The sequence below is a fragment of the Brevibacterium sp. UBA7493 genome (assembly GCF_002479565.1).
Lineage (GTDB): Bacteria > Actinomycetota > Actinomycetes > Actinomycetales > Brevibacteriaceae > Brevibacterium > Brevibacterium luteolum.
Window position 1 is genome coordinate 17,080 of the sequence record NZ_DLOD01000005.1, and the last position, 16,689, is coordinate 33,768.

16 protein-coding genes and 1 tRNA gene are annotated in these 16,689 nt (G+C 67.4%); 10 read left to right on the forward strand and 7 right to left on the reverse strand.

The genetic code is table 11. The features are described from left to right. From B4E96_RS04340 to B4E96_RS04355, 4 genes are read right to left on the reverse strand one after another with little or no spacing between them, the layout of a single operon-like run. Complete coding sequence (locus B4E96_RS04340) at positions 1–873, reverse strand: ABC transporter permease (protein ID WP_286956538.1); 873 nt, start codon at positions 871–873, stop codon at positions 1–3. Next, positions 870–1,709 (reverse strand): ABC transporter permease, encoded by an 840-nt coding sequence (locus B4E96_RS04345; RefSeq protein WP_102163154.1) that lies wholly within the window; start codon positions 1,707–1,709, stop codon positions 870–872. The genes B4E96_RS04340 and B4E96_RS04345 overlap by 4 nt, the downstream gene beginning before the upstream one ends. Beyond that, the gene (locus tag B4E96_RS04350; RefSeq protein WP_414632671.1) at positions 1,706–2,713 is read right to left on the reverse strand and encodes an ABC transporter ATP-binding protein; all 1,008 of its coding nucleotides are present in this window, start codon (positions 2,711–2,713) and stop codon (positions 1,706–1,708) included. Before B4E96_RS04350 ends, B4E96_RS04345 begins: the two co-directional genes overlap by 4 nt. A gap of 59 nt (positions 2,714–2,772) precedes the next feature. Beyond that, positions 2,773–4,077 (reverse strand): hypothetical protein, encoded by a 1,305-nt coding sequence (locus B4E96_RS04355; RefSeq protein ID WP_286956541.1) that lies wholly within the window; start codon positions 4,075–4,077, stop codon positions 2,773–2,775. A gap of 161 nt (positions 4,078–4,238) precedes the next feature. Here B4E96_RS04355 and B4E96_RS04360 point away from each other — a divergent pair, with 161 nt between their 5' ends. Then, positions 4,239–5,450 (forward strand): DUF6350 family protein, encoded by a 1,212-nt coding sequence (locus B4E96_RS04360; protein ID WP_286956542.1) that lies wholly within the window; start codon positions 4,239–4,241, stop codon positions 5,448–5,450. 63 nt (positions 5,451–5,513) lie between these two features. Here B4E96_RS04360 and B4E96_RS04365 read toward each other — a convergent pair whose 3' ends face one another. Further along, complete coding sequence (locus B4E96_RS04365) at positions 5,514–5,966, reverse strand: hypothetical protein (protein WP_286956543.1); 453 nt, start codon at positions 5,964–5,966, stop codon at positions 5,514–5,516. A gap of 28 nt (positions 5,967–5,994) precedes the next feature. Between B4E96_RS04365 and purN the strand changes: the two genes are divergently transcribed. The 4 genes from purN to B4E96_RS04385 all read left to right on the forward strand — a co-directional run bounded on the left by purN (position 5,995) and on the right by B4E96_RS04385 (position 8,952). After that, positions 5,995–6,621: a phosphoribosylglycinamide formyltransferase gene (gene purN / locus B4E96_RS04370; protein WP_286956544.1), complete on the forward strand. Its 627-nt coding sequence runs from the start codon at positions 5,995–5,997 to the stop codon at positions 6,619–6,621. Positions 6,622–6,650: 29 nt separating this feature from the next. Then, positions 6,651–8,198 carry a bifunctional phosphoribosylaminoimidazolecarboxamide formyltransferase/IMP cyclohydrolase gene (gene purH, locus B4E96_RS04375; RefSeq protein WP_286956545.1) on the forward strand — a complete coding sequence of 516 codons (1,548 nt, stop codon included), beginning with the start codon at positions 6,651–6,653 and terminating at the stop codon, positions 8,196–8,198. Positions 8,199–8,379: 181 nt separating this feature from the next. Beyond that, complete coding sequence (locus B4E96_RS04380; RefSeq protein ID WP_225210940.1) at positions 8,380–8,613, forward strand: hypothetical protein; 234 nt, start codon at positions 8,380–8,382, stop codon at positions 8,611–8,613. 156 nt (positions 8,614–8,769) lie between these two features. Continuing rightward, entirely contained in the window at positions 8,770–8,952 is a 183-nt protein-coding gene (locus tag B4E96_RS04385) for an antitoxin (RefSeq protein WP_259846511.1), read from the forward strand. A gap of 106 nt (positions 8,953–9,058) precedes the next feature. Here the strand turns inward: B4E96_RS04385 and pcrA are convergent, their stop codons facing one another. Together pcrA and B4E96_RS04395 are read right to left on the reverse strand one after the other, a co-directional pair. After that, entirely contained in the window at positions 9,059–11,605 is a 2,547-nt protein-coding gene (gene pcrA / locus B4E96_RS04390) for a DNA helicase PcrA (RefSeq protein WP_286956546.1), read from the reverse strand. 127 nt (positions 11,606–11,732) lie between these two features. Then, the gene (locus B4E96_RS04395) at positions 11,733–12,134 is read right to left on the reverse strand and encodes a hypothetical protein (protein ID WP_286956547.1); all 402 of its coding nucleotides are present in this window, start codon (positions 12,132–12,134) and stop codon (positions 11,733–11,735) included. A gap of 75 nt (positions 12,135–12,209) precedes the next feature. On the opposite strand from B4E96_RS04395, the gene B4E96_RS04400 reads away from it, so the two are divergent. From B4E96_RS04400 to pth, 5 genes are all read left to right on the forward strand, one after another. Continuing rightward, positions 12,210–12,281: transfer RNA gene (locus B4E96_RS04400), tRNA-Gln, on the forward strand. 38 nt (positions 12,282–12,319) lie between these two features. Next, positions 12,320–13,777, forward strand: coding sequence for a bifunctional UDP-N-acetylglucosamine diphosphorylase/glucosamine-1-phosphate N-acetyltransferase GlmU (gene glmU / locus B4E96_RS04405; protein ID WP_286956548.1), 1,458 nt, complete (start codon positions 12,320–12,322; stop codon positions 13,775–13,777). Next, positions 13,777–14,751, forward strand: coding sequence for a ribose-phosphate diphosphokinase (locus B4E96_RS04410; RefSeq protein WP_259857113.1), 975 nt, complete (start codon positions 13,777–13,779; stop codon positions 14,749–14,751). The genes glmU and B4E96_RS04410 overlap by 1 nt, the downstream gene beginning before the upstream one ends. Positions 14,752–15,075: 324 nt before the next feature. Continuing rightward, positions 15,076–15,753 carry a 50S ribosomal protein L25/general stress protein Ctc gene (locus B4E96_RS04415; protein WP_259834906.1) on the forward strand — a complete coding sequence of 226 codons (678 nt, stop codon included), beginning with the start codon at positions 15,076–15,078 and terminating at the stop codon, positions 15,751–15,753. Positions 15,754–15,978: 225 nt separating this feature from the next. Next, entirely contained in the window at positions 15,979–16,572 is a 594-nt protein-coding gene (gene pth / locus B4E96_RS04420; RefSeq protein WP_286956549.1) for an aminoacyl-tRNA hydrolase, read from the forward strand. The last annotated feature ends 117 nt before the right edge of the window (positions 16,573–16,689 follow it).

The window sequence follows — 16,689 nt, forward strand, 5'->3', positions numbered from 1 at the left end:
TCAGCGCAGGAACAGCTTCTGCAGTCGGGTCGAGGTCAGCGCCAGGCCGATGACGATCATGCCGGCGAAGTAGACGATGTGGATCCAGGCCGGGCTGGTCGCAGCCCCGAGGATCGCCAGGCGCATGAGCTCGACGCCGTGCCACAGCGGCAGCGCCTGGACGACCCACTGGACGGCGCCCGGGTAGACCTCGATGGGGTAGAAGGTCGCGGAGAACAAAAACAGCGGCTGGAGGATGACGAAGATCCAGTCGAGCTGATACCACCCGGAGAAGAAGCTCGTGATCCCCATGCCGATCGCGGCGAACGCGAAGGCCATGAGCATCGCGACGCCGAGCGCGGTGAGCGAGAACGGAGAGTCGAGCAGGCCGAGGAAGAACATGACGGTGACGAATCCGCAGGCGTAGAGGAACCCGCGGAAGACCGCCATGATGATCTCGCCGAGAGCCACATCGAGGGGCCCGAGCGAGGTGGTGAGCATCGCCTCGTAGAGGCGGCCGTGTTTGAGCCGGAAGAATACGTTGACCGTCGAGTCCATCACCGCGCCGTTCATCGCCGAGGCGGCCAGCAGAGCTGGGGCGATGTAGGCGGCATAGGAGATCGTCTGGCCGCCGTATTCGACGCTGCCGATGAGCGAGCCGAGCCCGAGGCCCATCGCCAGCAGGTAGAGGATCGGCTCGAGCACACCGGAGGCGACGAGGGTAAAGTTGTTGTGCCGGAAAACCTGCATGCCGCGGGCGACGACAGCCCGGGCGTTGCCGGCGTAGAACGCCCGCACCCGGCCCGGGCGCGGGGTGACCAGCGCCGAGGCGGTGCTGCCGGGTTGCGCGCGGCCGGCTGGCGGGGTGTGCGTGTGCGGGCTGTGCCGCGTCATGACGTCAGCCTCCGGGCGAACAGGCGCATCGCGATGAGCAGGCCGGCGGCACTGGGGATGATGATGCAGGCGAGGTGCACAGCGATCATGAGCCCGGACATCGGCTGGTGATAGGCCAGCAGCCGGCCGAGTTCGGTCGTGTGCCACAGCGGGGACAACCAGCCGATCCACTGCACGGACAGCGGCAGGTTCGCCAGCGGGAAGAACGTGCCGGAGAACAGCATGAGCGGCATGACGACGACACGCTGGATGAGTGCGAACTGACCGGAGTCGCGCTTGAGGGTGGCGGTGAAAGCCATGACCGGGAAGCCGAGCGCGGTCCCGCCCAGGGCTGTTAAGGGGATCATGAGCCAGCCGGTGGCCGGGTTCGGCACGGCGTTGAAGACGAGGGTGATGATAAGGAAGTAGATCGTCGTGATCGCAGCGACCCGGATGATCGTTGCCAGCGCTGCACCGAGCGCGATCTGCGCTGGGGTCAGCGTGGTGGCCGCTGCCGCCCAGTAGCCCCGGTTCCACCGGAACCCGGCCATGACCGGATAGGTGGATTCCTCGACGGCGAACATCATCGCCGCTGTCGCGAGCATCGCCGGGGCCACGAACAGCAGATACGGCACACCGCCGACACCCTCAGGCTGGGCGGAGTCGACGACGGTGCCCAGACCCAGGCCGAGAGAGAAGATGTAGAACACCGGGGTGAGCACGGTGACGGCCAGGGTCGTCTTGATGAACCGCAGGGAGAACAGCAGCTGTTTCTCGGCCACCAGCCACGGACCGGCCCGGCGCACCGCACGGTGCTGGTCGGCATGCGTGCCGGGTGCTTCGATGTCGGTGCTCATTCGATGAGGCTCCGTCCGGTGAGCCGGAGGAACACGTCTTCGAGGCTCGAGCGGCGAACGAGCGCGGTCAGCGGGGTGAAGCCGGCCTCCCGGATCGCGGCCAGTGCACTGTCGCCGTCGCCGCTGTAGAGCAGCAGCCGGTCGGGCAGCACCTCGATGCGCTCGCAGTACCGTTCGAGCGCTGGGGCCTGCTCCTCGTTGCGGTCGATGCCGAAACGCAGCTCGAGGACCTCGCGGGTCGAATACTGCCGGATGAGCTCACTCGGTGCGCCCTCGGCCATGACCCGGCCGTGGTCGACGACGATGAGCCGGTCGCACAGCTGCTCGGCCTCATCCATGTAATGGGTCGTGAGCACGAGCGTGACCCCCTGCTGTTTGAGCCGGTAGAGCCGGTCCCACAGGATGTGCCGGGCCTGCGGGTCGAGGCCGGTCGTCGGCTCGTCGAGCATGAGCAGGCTGGGATCGTTGACCAGCGACCGGGCGATCGTCAGCCGGCGCTTCATGCCGCCGGAGAGCTCATCGACACGGGCGCTGCGCTTCTCACGCAGATTGGCGAAGTCGAGCAGCTCATCGGCCTTCGCCTTGGCATAGGCGCGGGAGAACCCGAAGTAGCGGGCGTAGAAGACGAGGTTGTCGAAGACCGAGAGCTCCTCATCGAGGTTGTCCTGCTGCGGGACGACACCGAGCCGGGCGCGGATCTGCGGGCCGTCGACGTTGGGGTCGAGGCCGAGGACGCTCAGCTGTCCGCCGGTGCGCGGCAGGGTCGCGCCGATCATCCGCATCGTCGTCGACTTCCCAGCCCCATTCGGGCCGAGCAGCCCGAAGCTCTCACCGGGCGTGACGGCGAAGTCGATGCCGTCGACGGCGGCGACTTCGCCATAGGACTTCGCCAGGCCCGAGGCGGAGATGACCGGCGCTTCATCGCTCGCCTGACCGGCCGGGTACGTGTCTGCACTCACAGTCCACGACTGTACCACCGCCTCGGCGCCGGCCACCGGGGGCATGAAAAGGCTGACCTGACCGGCGAAGACGCAGGTCAGGTCAGCTGTTGAAGGGAGTCAGCTCAGTAGAAGTCGACGCTGAGCTTATCGCCGTCCATCTTGACCGAGCCGTTGGTCTCGAAGTCGACGGTGCCGTCCCAGCGGTACTTGCCGTCCTTCGACTTGGCCTTCATCGTCATCTTCCCGACCTTGTCGGACTCGGTGTAGAAGGAACCGCCGGAACCATCAGGGCTGAGCATCGTGCGGATCGAGGGCATCTTGTCGATCGTGCGCTCAATGGTCTTCTCGTTGACCTTGTCGGCGGCTTCCTTGCCCTTGTCGTCATTCCAGCTGATGTTGACCATCGGGCAGCCGTCGACGGAGGTCTTCTTCTCTTTGGCACACTCCTTGACCTTGTCCTCGACGAGCTTCTTGACGTCGGTGTCGAAGGCATCGGTGGCCTCGACGGAGAGCTTGACGGTCGCCGCCTGCGGGGCCTCCTCATCGGCGAAGCCGACGGTCGCGTTGCCCTCAGCGGAGGTGATGTACTTGCTCTCCGGGGTCGTGACGTCGTAGCGGCCCGGCCACACGGCGTACTCGACCCGGCCGGCCTCAGGGGTGAATTCCTGGCCGTTGATCGTCGAACCGCCGATCGGCGGGATTTCGAGAGCGATCGTCGGCAGCACCGGCGGTTCGAGCTTCCACTTGTCGAAGAACATGCCCTGCCGGCCGTCCTTCGTCGCCGTGAGGACGAGGTCGTAGGGCTGCCCGCCGAGCGAGTACTGGGTGTGGATCTTCGCCGAATCGCCGTTGCGGGTCGTCTCGACGACCTTCGTGTCGGTGATCTTGTCCTGGGAGCCGTCGACGATCGGCTGGACGAGCAGCTTCTCGCTGGCACCGTCCGGGGCGGTCGCCTTGGTGATCTCGTTGGCCTTGTCGATGTTGCCGGACTCCAGGGCGGCGAGGTACTCCTCGGCGACAGTGTCGGGTCCGTACTTGTTGTTGTTGACGCTGCGCACGACGAAGAAGCCGACGAGCACGAGGATGAGCACAAGCGCAACGGCGCCCAGAGACAGGAACAGCGGCAGCTTCGACTTCTTCTTCTGCTGCCTGCCGCGCGTCTGGTCCGGGCCACCCGGTCCGGGTGCGTAGCCGGGGGCGGGGGCCGGCTGCGGGACGCTGCCGCCTGCCGGGCCCGAGGCGGCGCTCGCCCCACCAGCAGGGTTCGAGCCGATCGGTGCGGCACTGTAGGTCGGGCCTGAGTCCTGGGGTCCACCCGAGTAGGGTCCCTGCGGTCCACCTGAGTAGGGGCCGGAAGCGCCAGACGAGCCGCCGGGTCCGTGCGGCGGCTGTGGGGGCATCGGCGGGGGAGTAGGGCCGGAGTTCATAAGCTTTGCAACCTTGTCTTCAGCGCTGGTGGACGGCGATGACGCGCCCGGCGGTCAGCGCCGACGGTCACCGCGATAGTGGCTCACGGTACCACTTTAGTCGCAACACCCGGTGTGTCGGTATTCCGTGCCCGGTGGTCACGTCGGGCACCATAGGGGGAGTGAGTTCCCCACCTGACAGCAGCGGCCGCGGGTCCCGGCATCTCGGGCGCCACCCAGCGGTCATCGGCGCGCTCGAAACCGTGCGGATCCTCCTCGTGCTCGTCACCATCGCGTTCGTGCTCGCCGCGATCGCCTGGTTCATCGGCATCGCCGAACAGCGCCCGCTCGCGGCGATCCCCGGCTGGGCGTTCACCGGCCTGGCCGCAGCGACCGGGCTGAGCGTCAGACCCGGTGAGGCGCTTATGAGCTTCCCGCCGAGTCTGCTGTGCCTCATTGTGTGGCTGCTGCTGCGCAATGCCGCCTCTCGCACCGCCACCGCACTGGAGGCCAATGCGCGCCTGCAGCGCGCCGGCCAGCTCACCGCCCACCGGGCCCCGCGCACGAGCGCCTATCTGTCGATCGCCGGGGCGTTTGTGCTCATCACTGTCGGGTTCGGCTTCGCCCTCGGGGCGGCGACCCCGAGCCTCATCGGCTTCACCCGTGTCGGCCTCCTCGTCGGCACCGCGATTGTGTTCGGTGCCGGCCTGTACCCGCAGGCGGCTGCAGCGGACTCACGTCTGTCAGCCAGACTCGGTGAACAGTGGACCGGAGCACTGGAAGATGCCCACCGGGTGTGCGTGCGCGCCGGCTGGTGGCTGGCCGGGCTCGCCGCACTCGCCGTCGCTGCCGGGCTCGCCATCGAGTTCGAGAAGGTCAGCGCGGTCGTCGACCTCTACAGTGCCCCGCTCGTGGCCGCGATTGGCCTGTCAGTGGTGCAGCTGCTCTACCTGCCGGGGATCCTCGCCGTCGCACTTGCTTGGCTCAGCGGTGCGGGCGTGCACCTGTCGGCAGCCGAGACCGCCTCGGCCTTCTCCGCAGCCGACGGCCCGCGCCCGGCTGTGCCGCTGCTGGCGATCATCCCGGAGAACCCGCCAGCCTTCCTGGCCGCGGCACCGGCACTGCTCTTCATCGTCGGGGTGCTGCTCGTGACGCTGCGCCGCAGCTGGCAGCACGTCGACCTGCCGGTCATCACCGTCGCCTCAGCCCAGCTGCTCGTGCTCATGTGGATGTGGGGACTGTTCTCCACCGGCGGGCTCGGGCCCGGCGGCCTGGAGGTCTTCGGGGTGCCGGCACTCATGTTCCCGCTCATCACCGGCGGGCTCGTCATCGCCGGCCTGTGGGCTGGCTACGGACTCATCCTCGCCGCCCGCCGGGCACAACCGCAGGACTGAGACCGCAACCGCAGGACTGACCCGCCGATAGGGGGAACAGACAGGGGAGGAAGCGGCGGCAGGTCAGCCGGCGCCGAGTTCCTCGAGCATCTTCGTCAGCTGTGAGCGGTGCTCGGACTGGCATTCGACGGCGGCCTGCTCTGTCAGCGCGGAGGCAACGCAGTCCTCGTAGGCTTTCTGCTGCGGGTACAGCACCGCCATGCCGACCGCCTGCAGGATCATCCAGCCGGCCGCCAGCGCACCGAGCACACCCATGATGACCCAGCCGCCGGCCCGCTTCGAGCGCACCCCGGCGATGAAGTAGCGCACCGCCCACACGAGGGCGGCGATCGCGAAGACGCCGGAGAACAGTTTCGCCGGCAGCGGATACAGCGAGGAGAGCAGCGCAGCACCGAGCAGCAGCGTGAAGATCATTCCCTCACGGTTGCGCTTCATCACCAGCGCCTCATCACCGCTGGGCTTCTCGGCAGAGGGTCGCTGGTCGTTCTGGCTGGGCTTGTGCTCGATCGGACTCACCGCAACAGTCTGACATACAATGACAGCCGTGCGCCTCGTAACCCTTGCCTCCGGATCCGGTTCCCTGACCCAGGCTGTCATCGACGCCTTCACCTCAGCCGCACCTGCCGCCGATGTCACGCTGGCTGCAGTCGGCTCGGATCGGCCCGATGCCCCGGTCCTCGACCGTGCCCGAGGCGCCGGTCTCGACACCTTCGTCGTCGCCCCGCAGGACTACGCCTCCCGTGACGAATGGAACCAGTCACTCGCCGAGACGGTGGCTGGTTATGAGCCCGACTGGGTCGTCTCGGCAGGGTTCATGCGCATCCTCGGGCCCGACTTCATCTCCCGGTTCCCACAGCGCATCATCAACACCCACCCGGCCCTGCTGCCGTCCTTCCCCGGCGCGCACGGGGTCCGCGATGCGCTCGCCTACGGCGTCAAGGTCACCGGCTCGACCGTCCACCTCGTCGACGAGGGCGTCGACACCGGCCCGATCATCGCCCAGCAGCCGGTGCTGATCGAACCCGATGACACCGAGGACACCCTGCATGAGCGCATCCGGCAGGTCGAGCGCCGCCTGCTCGTGAAGCTGCTCACCCACCTGGCTGACGGCCGGCTGCACATCGACGGGCGGCATGTCACCGGCTTCGACGCCCGCGATAGCATCGACTGAACCCGCACACCCGTATAGAGGAGACCCCTGTGGAAGCCCAACGTCCGATCCGCCGCGCCCTCATCAGCGTCTACGACAAGACCGGCCTGACCGACCTGGCTCGCGGGCTCGCCGCCGCAGGTGTAGCGATCGTCTCGACCGGCTCGACGGCCAAGCAGATCGCTGACGCAGGCGTCGACGTCACCCCCGTCGAGGACGTCACCGGCTTCCCCGAATGCCTCGAAGGCCGCGTCAAGACCCTCCACCCGAAGATCCACGCCGGCATCCTCGCCGACACCCGCAAGGACGACCACGTCAGCCAGCTGACCGAGCTCGGTGTCGAGGCCTTCGACCTCGTCGTCGTCAACCTCTACCCGTTCACCGAGACCGTCGCCTCGGGCGCGGACTTCGACGCCTGTGTCGAGCAGATCGACATCGGCGGCCCGGCCATGGTGCGCGCGGCAGCGAAGAACCACCCGAGTGTCGCGATCGTGACCGACCCGGCGCGTTACAGCGAGGTCGTCACCGCTGCCGAATCCGGCGGCTTCGACATCGGCACCCGCCGCCGGCTCGCCGCCGAGGCATTCGCCCACACCGCCTCCTACGACGCCGCAGTCGCCGGCTGGCTGGCCGGCCAGCTCGCAGATGGCAATGAGCCCGGCGACTTCTTCGGCATCACCGCTGTCAAGAAGCACGGGCTGCGCTACGGCGAGAACCCGCACCAGGCCGCTGCCGTCTACCAGACCGCGGCAGGCGGCGGCATCGCTGGTGCCGAGCAGCTCGGTGGCAAGGAGATGTCGTACAACAACTACCAGGACACTGACGCTGCGATCCGCGCCGCCTACGACTTCGACGAGCCGGCAGTGGCGATCATCAAGCACGCCAACCCGTGCGGCATCGCGGTCGCGGCCGACATCGCCGACGCCCACCGGAAGGCCCACGCCTGCGACCCGGTCTCGGCCTACGGCGGGGTCATCGCCGCCAACCGCGAGGTCACCGTCGAGATGGCCGAATCGGTCAAGCCGATCTTCACCGAGGTGCTCGCAGCCCCGTCGTTCGCGCCTGCGGCTCTGGAGATCCTCAAGACGAAGAAGAACCTGCGCCTGCTCGAACTCGGCGACTGGCAGCCTGACACTCAGGAGTTCCGCCAGATCTCCGGGGGTGTGCTCATCCAGGACCGCGACAGCTTCCAGGCCGACGGCGACGACCCGGCCAACTGGACCCTGGCGGCTGGACAGGCCGTCGATGAGGCGACGCTGCGCGATCTCGCCTTCGCGTGGCGGGCCTGCCGGGCGGTGAAGTCCAATGCGATCCTGCTTGCCGCCGACGGCGCCTCGGTCGGTGTCGGCATGGGCCAGGTCAACCGCGTCGACTCCGCCCAGCTGGCCGTCCAGCGCGCCGGCGACCGGGTGACCGGATCGGTGGCCGCCTCCGATGCGTTCTTCCCGTTCGCCGACGGACTCGAAGTGCTCGCCAAGGCCGGTGTCACCGCGATCGTGCAGCCGGGTGGTTCGATCCGCGATGAGGAGGTCATCGCCGCCGCCGAGCAGGCCGGAGTGACGATGTACTTCACGGGAACCCGCCATTTCTTCCACTGAACCCCGTCACGCCGCCTCCCGGCAGCCAGCCGGACGACCGCCGGCTGCCGGGTCGACGGCTGCCGAGCAGTCCCCGCGCCATCAGCGCCGGCCGCTGCCGCGCGGGCGCGGGCGCAACTGGTTCTCCAAACGCTGGATCTACTGGAAGCGCCGCTACTCCAACCCCACCCGCCGCGACTGGATGCTGCTGGCCAGCCTCATCTGGATCTTCCTGTCAGCAGCCGTTGCGCTGCTGAGCTTCCGGCTGGGCGGACTGACCTTGGCCGCCGGCCTGTTCCTGCTGGCAGGACTGCGGATGCTGCCCGGCCCACTTGGGGAGATGTGGGTAAACCGGCCGCGCCGGGCCGATGTCATCACCATCCTCATCCTCGCCGGTGCGCTGGCCGGACTCAGCCTCGTCGTCCCCGGCCACTGACACATCGCTGCAGCCGGGCACCGGCGGCGATGTGAAGGCGGCGTGAACACCGCGTTTCCACTCGCGCGAGAGCCTTTACAGCCGGAAACCGATCTGCAAAGGTGGAATCCACAGCCGGTCACATGACCGGGACACGATGTTGAGAAGGAGTTTGATATGGGACTCGGAGACCTCGGCAACAAGGCCAAGGGCGCCATGAACTCGGACAAGGGTGAGCAGGCCACCGACAAGGGCCTCGACCACGCGGCGCAGAAGGCTTCGGATGCTTCCGGCGGGAAGTTCGACGACCAGATCAACAAGGGCCGAGATGCCGCAGACGGCAAGCTCGGCAGCGAGTGACGCCCCTCTGACTGACACGCAGCCTGCGGGCTGACAGCCACAGGCCCAGCACCGTGCGGTGCTGGGCCTGTGTCGTGCTCACCGCCGCCGAGGCGGTGGGCACCTGTCAGAGCTTTTCGACCGGTGCGTAGCGCATGAGCAGCCGCTTGGTGCCCAGTGATTTGAAGTCGACGACGGCGACGGTCTTGTCGCCGCTGCCCTTGATCTCGATGACGGTGCCCAGCCCGAAGGAGTCATGGGAGACCCGGTCGCCGGCAGCGACCTGGATGACCTCGCGGTTGGGCCGGATGCGGTTGGGGAACCCGGTGCCCGGGGACTTCGAGGTCGCACGCGACGATGAGCGCCCGGCAGCCGAGCTGGAGCGGAACGAACTCGACCCGCCGGTGAACCCGCCGCCATACGAGCCTCCGGAGTAGCCTCCGCCGTACGAGCTGCCGAAACCTCCGGAGCCGTACCCGCCGGCGGCGGCGGTGAGCGCTTCAGCCGACAGGGTGCCGGTGTTCTCCCATTCGATGAGGGAGTCGGGGATCTCAGACAGGAACCGGCTCGGCGGGTTGTACTGCGGCTGACCCCACATGCTGCGGGTCTCCGCGCGGGTGAGGATGAGCCGCTTCTGCGCCCGCGTCAGCCCCACATAGGCAAGCCGGCGCTCCTCGGACATCTCAGAAGGGTCGTTGAAGGAGCGCTGGTGCGGGAAGCTGCCATCCTCCATGCCGGTGAGGAACACCGTCGGGAACTCCAGGCCCTTGGCCGTGTGCAGGGTCATGAGCGTGACCTCCCCGGACTCCTCATCCGGGATCTGGTCGGCATCCGAAGACAGGGACACGAGTTCGAGGAAGTCATCGAGTGTCGCGCCCTCACCGCGGGCGTCGAAGGCCTCGGCGACGGCGACGAGCTCGGCGAGGTTGTCGACGCGTGACTCGTCCTGCGGATCCGTGCTGGCCTGCAGCTCGGCCAGATACCCGGTCTGCTCGAGCACCGATTCGAGCACGCGGGCGACCTGCGCACCCTCCGCCGTCGACTGCAGGTCTGCGAAAAGCGCCCGGAACTTCTCCAGCGGGCCCTTCGCCCGGCTGGAGAGCCCCGGCACCTCATCAGCACGTTCGAGCGCCTCGAAGAACGTCACCCGCTCGCGTTCGGCGAACGCACCGAGCATCGCGACCGTCCGGTCGCCGATCGAGCGCTTGGGCACATTGATGATGCGGCGCAGGTTGACGTCATCGGCCGGGTTCGCCAGCACCCGCAGGTAGGCGAGGGCGTCCTTGATCTCCTTGCGCTCATAGAACCGGGTGCCGCCGACGACCCGGTAGGGCATGCCGGCGCGCACGAGCGCATCCTCGATCGCGCGGGACTGGGCGTTCGTGCGGTAGAACACCGCACAGTCGCCGTAGACGGTGTCGCCTTGGTCGATGAGCTCATCGATCCGGTCGACGATGAACTGCGCCTCGGCCTGCTCGTTCTCGGCCACCCAGCCGACGACCGGCGCACCGTCACCGGCAGCTGTCCACAGCCGCTTGTCCTTGCGGTCCTCATTGTTGGCGATGACCGCATTCGCGGCTGAGAGGATGTTCTGCGTCGACCGGTAGTTCTGCTCCAGCAGGATCGTGCGCGCCTGCGGAAAGTCCTTCTCGAACTCGACGATGTTGCGCACCGTCGCCCCGCGGAAAGCGTAGATCGACTGATCGGCATCGCCGACGACAGTCAGCTCCGCCGACAGATGATCGGCATCAGCCCCGGCCAACGCCCGAATGAGCGCATACTGGGCCGGGTTCGTGTCCTGATACTCATCGACGAGGATGTGCTGGAACCGGCTGCGGTAGTAGGCGGCGACGTCGGCGAAGGCGCCGAGCAGATGCACCGTCTCCATGATGAGGTCATCGAAGTCGAACGCATTGGCCAGCCGCAGCCGCTCAGCGTACCGGCGGTACACCTCGGCGAGGGCCTGATCGGCCGGATTGTCCAGCCGCGCCTGCCCGGCATAGTCCTCAGCGGTGATGAGGTCGTTCTTCAGCGCTGAGATCCGGTGCTGCAGCGACTTGGGGGTGAAGCGCTTGACATCGACATCGGCCTCACGGGCGACCTGCGTGATGAGACGCAGCGAATCCTGCGCATCGTAGACGACGAAGTTCGACTTCATGCCCAACGTCTTCGCCTCCCGCCGCAGGATCCGCACACACGCCGAATGGAACGTCGACACCCACATACCGCGCGCCTGCGGACCGATGAGCGCGCCGATGCGCTCCTGCATCTCCTTGGCGGCCTTGTTCGTGAACGTGATCGCGAGCACCTGGCCGGGATGGGCGCGCCCGGTGCGCAACGCATAGGCGATCCGGCGGGTGAGCACCGTCGTCTTGCCCGAACCGGCGCCAGCGACGATGAGCAGCGGCGACCCGGCATGCGTGACCGCAGCAGACTGCTCGGGATTGAGCCCATCGAGCAGCTCGGCCGGGTCACCGGCACCGAGGCGGTGGGCGCCTGCAGCACCGGTCTCACCTGCCGCCTCAGGCACGCCGAGTTCAGCATCGGCGTCGTCAGCCGGGTGGGCGATGTCAGCGAAGTCAGCCGGCGCCTCGGGCACGGGCATCTCCGGCAGCGCAGCGTGCGGCGGAGGGGAATCCGGGGCGGTGTTGAGGAACTCGAAGAGTGAAGACATGGTCTTAGCAATCTACCAACCGGGCCAGACGCGGCCAAGGCGCCGACCGCCTCGGGCGCGAGGGAAGAAGACGACGATGCCGGCACCCCGTGACAGGGCGCCGGCATCTCCTTGAGCGGCAGTCGGCTCAGACGTTGACGAACACGGCGACGAGCACCGCCAGCAGGGCGAGTGCGAACGTCGCGTGGGCGAGGCCGGCGCTGGGCTCCGGGCCGGTCGCAGCGGCCGGTTCGCCGGCACCTGCGGTGGCGCGGGCGCGCTTCTGCTTGCGGTTGCCGATGAACGCGGTGACGGCCACGGCGATGGCGAGCAGCGCCTTGATGCCGATCTTCATGTGGAAGGCGGCAGACGGGTCACCGGCCATCTCGATGATGCCGACGAGACCGATGCCGGTGATGAGCTGGAGGTAGGCGGCGTGCAGCATTCCGGGCATGACATGGGGCCGGCGGATCGTGGCGAAGTAACCGCCGATGATGACCGCCATGCCGAGCAGGTGCAGGAACAGGAGAATATCGCGAAGAATTTCCATAGGCTTCATTCTAGTGGCAAGATTGTGCCCGAGTGATCGCGGCCCCGGGGTCTGCGGGCGGCCGGGACTGCATGATCCGCCCTGGTGTAATGGCAGCACGCCGGCCTTTGGAGCCGTGCAGTATAGGTTCGAATCCTATGGGCGGAGCGCGTCGACGATCCGGCCGCCCGGATGAAGGAGTGAACATGACTGTCAACCGCCCCGCAGCCGTCATCGTGCTGGCCGCCGGTGAGGGTACGAGGATGAAGTCCGCCACACCGAAGGTCATGCACCCGATCGGCGGGCGGTCTCTGCTCCACCACGCGATCAACGCCGCCGCCGGTGCCCAGCCTCAGCATCTCGTCGTCGTCCTCCGGCACGCCCGTGAGCAGGTCGCCGAGCATGTCTCGGCCATCGCCGAGGCGATCGACCGGCAGGTGCTCGTCGCTGACCAGGACGACATCCCCGGCACCGGACGCGCCGCCGAATGCGCGCTCACCCAGCTGCCCGAAGACCTCACCGGCACCATCGTCGTCACCTACGGCGACGTGCCGCTGCTGACCGCTGAGACGCTCTCGGACCTCGTCGACTTCCACGAGCAGCGCTCTGGGGCGGTCACTGTGCTCTCCGCCGAGGTCGCCCGCCCGCACGGCTACGGGCGCATCGTCCGCGACGCCGCCGGCAACCTCGAACGCATCGTCGAGGAGAAAGACGCCAGCGACGAGGAGAAGCAGATCACGGAGATCAACTCCGGCATCTACGCCTTCGACGCGGCTGTGCTGCGTGAGTCCCTTGCGCAGGTCTCGACCGACAACGCCCAGGCGGAGAAGTACCTCACCGATGTCATCGGCATCGCCCGCGCCGCCGGTGGGGCTGTCGCCGCCCGCGTGATCGAGGACTTCTGGCAGGTTGAGGGAGCCAACGACCGGGTGCAGCTCGCCCAGCTGGGCAAGGAGCTCAACAAGCGCGTCATCGAGAACTGGATGCGCGCAGGAGTCACCGTCGTCGACCCCGACACTACGTGGATCGATGCCGATGCGGTGCTCGCCGCCGACGCGACCATCCTGCCTGGCGTGCAGCTCTACGGCGCCTGCGACATCGCCTCGGGCGCGGTCATCGGACCCGACACGACGCTGACGGACACCGAAGTGCGCGCCGGGGCCCAGGTGGTGCGCACCCACGGCCAGCTGGCCGTCATCGGCGAGAACGCCAACGTCGGGCCCTTCGCCTACCTGCGCCCGGGCACCGAGCTGGGCACCGAGGGCAAGATCGGCACCTTCGTCGAGACGAAGAACGCCAAGATCGGCACCGGCTCGAAGGTCCCGCACCTGTCCTACGTCGGCGATGCGACGATCGGGGAGCACACCAACATCGGCGCTGCCTCCGTGTTCGTCAACTACGACGGCATCAACAAGCACCACACCACCATCGGCTCCTACTGCCGCACCGGCTCGGACACGATGTTCGTCGCCCCCGTCACAGTAGGCGACGGCGCCTACTCGGGAGCGAGCACCGTGATCCGCAAGGATGTTCCGCCTGGGGCGCTGGCCATCACGGTCGCACCTCAGCGCAATGTTGAAGACTGGGTAGTGAAGAACCGTCCAGGTACGCCTGCCGCCCAGGCTGCCGAGGCTGCTCAGCAAACGCAGAAGGAGTCGGAGTAGTGAATAAGATTACGGCAGCCGGTGAGAAGGAGCTCGTCCTCGTCACCGGCCGGGCGAACATGGAGCTGGCCGAGCAGGTCGCCGAATGTCTGGGCACTGAACTGCTGCCCTCCGACATCTACAACTTTGCCAACGGTGAGATCTACGTCCGCTACTCCGAGTCGGTGCGCGGCTCGGATGTGTTCGTCATGCAGTCCCACTGCGCGCCGATCAACGACTGGCTGATGGAGCAGCTGCTCATGGTCGATGCGCTCAAGCGCGCCTCAGCCAAGCGCATCACCGTGATCGCCCCGTTCTTCCCCTACGCCCGCCAGGACAAGAAGCACCGCGGCCGTGAGCCGATCTCCGCGCGCCTCGTCGCTGACATGTACAAAGCCGCCGGCGCCGACCGGCTCATCGCCGTCGACCTGCACACTGCGCAGATCCAGGGCTTCTTCGACGGACCGGTCGACCACCTCGTGGCACTGCCGATCCTGGCCGACTACGTCAAGCAGAACCATCCGGGTGAACTGGCTGTGGTGTCCCCGGACGCCGGCCGCATCAAGGTCGCCGAGAACTGGTCCTCAGCCCTCGGCGGCGTGCCGCTGGCCTTCATCCACAAGACCCGCGACATCAACCGGCCCAACCAGACGAAGGCCAACCGCGTCGTCGGTGACGTCGAGGGACGCACCGCAGTGCTCGTCGATGACATGATCGACACCGGCGGCACCATCGTCCAGGCAGCCGATGCCTGCATGGAAGCCGGTGCGAAGGGCGTGGTCATCGTCTCGACGCATGCCGTGTTCTCCGGCCCGGCTGTCGAGCGGCTGAAGAACTCGTGCGCCTCCGAGGTCATCGTGACGAACACTCTGCCCCTGGAGGACTCGCAGAAGTTCGACAAGCTCACCGTGCTCTCGATCGCCCCGCTGCTCGCCCGCGCCGTGCACGAGGTGTTCGAAGACGGCTCGGTCACCAGCCTGTTCGAGATCGAATGAGCTTCGCCTGAGCCTCAGGCTTCCAGCGGCGTCCCGGCACCGGTCGGGGCGCCGCAGTCGTTTTGCCGCCGAGGCGCGCAGTCGTTTTGCCGCCGAGGCGCCAGGCGTTTTGCCGCCGAGGTGCGCAGTCGTTTTGCCGCCGAGGCGCCAGGCGAGTATCCTTGATGAGTTACCTCGGCGAGGGAAACCCATGTTTCCGTAATCGACGCGGTTCTCGTAAGCCCCCTTCTCCGGCGCACAGCGCCACCGCACCACCTCGGTGCCGGCCCGGGAGCGACCACGAGGCTCGTCCGCCGTGGTGCTCACACCACGAAGGAGAAGAAAATGGCTGACTTCAAGCTCATCGCAGAACGCCGCGAGGACTTCGGCAAGGGCGCTGCCCGCCGGCTCCGCCGCGCAGACAAGGTTCCCGCCGTCCTCTACGGCCACGGCGAGGATCCCATCCATCTGGCACTCGACGGCCACGCCACCATGATGGCGATGAAGATGCCCAACGCTCTGCTCGAGATCGAAAGCCCGGACGGCTCGAAGAACCGCCTGGCCATCGCTCGTGATATCCAGCGTCACCCGGTGACCTGGAACATCGAGCACCTCGATCTCATCATCGTCAAGCGCGGCGAGAAGATCGAGGTCGAGGTCCCGGTCATCATCGAGGGCGAAGCCGCACCCGGCACCGTCGTCTCCATCGACAACCAGGTCATCCGCCTGCTGGCTGAAGCCACCAGCCTGCCGGAGTCCGTCGAGGTCTCCATCGAGGGCCGCGAGGTCGGCGAGCACGTCTACGCCTCCGACGTCACCGTCCCGAAGGGCACCGAACTCGTCGACGATCCCGAGCTGCTCATCGTCAACGTCTCCGCTGAGCTCTCCGAAGAGCAGCTCGAGGCCGAGCTCGAGTCCGACGCGGTGGATGAAGAGGTCGCTGCGGCCACCGGTGCTCCGGCTGAGAGCGACGCCGAGTCCCAGGGTAGCGACGCTAAGGCTGAGGGCGACGACGAGGAGTGATCCTGTCACTCAGCTGAGACGCCGGGCTGACCACCGGCTCACCTCTGAGCACGCAGCGGCAGGTTCCCACCCGGGGACCTGCCGCTGCGGCATTCAACCAGCCACCGCCTCGAGCCCGGCCAGGTACGACAGGTAAGCCTGATCTAAGCCACGCGACGCTCACTCACTCGCTACCGTAGACATGACCGGCAGGATCGAGGTCGGCGCTCACGAAGGAGGACGACGATGGCCGATGAGACGTGGCTCGTCATCGGCTTGGGCAATCCCGGGGCGCGCTATGCCCCGACCCGGCACAACATCGGCCAGATGACCGTCGACGAACTCGCCGACCGGATGAGCCTTAACCTCGCCAAGACCAAGCACGGCGCGGTCGCGGCGATGGGCCGGCTCGGCAGCATCGGCGGGAGGCCTGGACCGCGCGTGGTGCTGGCGAAGTCGCTGGGTTATATGAACGTCACCGGCGGGCCGACGCAGGCGCTGCTGAAGTTCTACTCAGTGCCCGCGGCCAACCTCATCGCCATCCACGACGACGTCGACCTCGACTTCGACGCCATCAAACTCAAACGCGGCGGGGGAGAAGGCGGGCACAACGGGCTGCGCTCGATCACCCAGGCGCTCGGCACCAGGGACTATCTGCGGGTGCGCGCCGGGGTGGGCCGCCCGCCGGGCCGCATGGACACTGCGTCGTTCGTGCTTCGGCCCTTCAGCACCGACGAGAAGAAGACCCTGCCGATCTTCATCAGCGATCTCGCCGATGCAGTCGAGATGCTCGTGACCGAAGGACTGACGGAGACCCAGCAGAAGTACCACTCCCGCTGAAGCGCTGAGACTGCGCCTCAAGGCCGCTGGGTCATGGGTGCCGCCGCGAAAGTTGGCCGCCGCGAAAGTTGGCCGCTGCGAAAGTTGGCCGCTGCGAAAGTTAGAAAAGTTATTCAT

Bases quoted from the DNA above. Each gene is read 5' to 3' on its own strand.
- pth (WP_286956549.1), top strand. From the start codon at position 15,979: ATGGCCGATGAGACGTGGCTCGTCATCGGCTTGGGCAATCCCGGGGCG.
- B4E96_RS04355 (WP_286956541.1), bottom strand. From the start codon at position 4,077: ATGAACTCCGGCCCTACTCCCCCGCCGATGCCCCCACAGCCGCCGCAC.
- glmU (WP_286956548.1), top strand. From the start codon at position 12,320: ATGACTGTCAACCGCCCCGCAGCCGTCATCGTGCTGGCCGCCGGTGAG.
- pcrA (WP_286956546.1), bottom strand. From the start codon at position 11,605: ATGTCTTCACTCTTCGAGTTCCTCAACACCGCCCCGGATTCCCCTCCG.
- B4E96_RS04395 (WP_286956547.1), bottom strand. From the start codon at position 12,134: ATGGAAATTCTTCGCGATATTCTCCTGTTCCTGCACCTGCTCGGCATG.
- B4E96_RS04340 (WP_286956538.1), bottom strand. From the start codon at position 873: ATGACGCGGCACAGCCCGCACACGCACACCCCGCCAGCCGGCCGCGCG.
- B4E96_RS04350 (WP_414632671.1), bottom strand. From the start codon at position 2,713: ATGCCCCCGGTGGCCGGCGCCGAGGCGGTGGTACAGTCGTGGACTGTG.
- B4E96_RS04385 (WP_259846511.1), top strand. From the start codon at position 8,770: ATGGGACTCGGAGACCTCGGCAACAAGGCCAAGGGCGCCATGAACTCG.
- B4E96_RS04380 (WP_225210940.1), top strand. From the start codon at position 8,380: ATGCTGCTGGCCAGCCTCATCTGGATCTTCCTGTCAGCAGCCGTTGCG.
- B4E96_RS04415 (WP_259834906.1), top strand. From the start codon at position 15,076: ATGGCTGACTTCAAGCTCATCGCAGAACGCCGCGAGGACTTCGGCAAG.
- B4E96_RS04345 (WP_102163154.1), bottom strand. From the start codon at position 1,709: ATGAGCACCGACATCGAAGCACCCGGCACGCATGCCGACCAGCACCGT.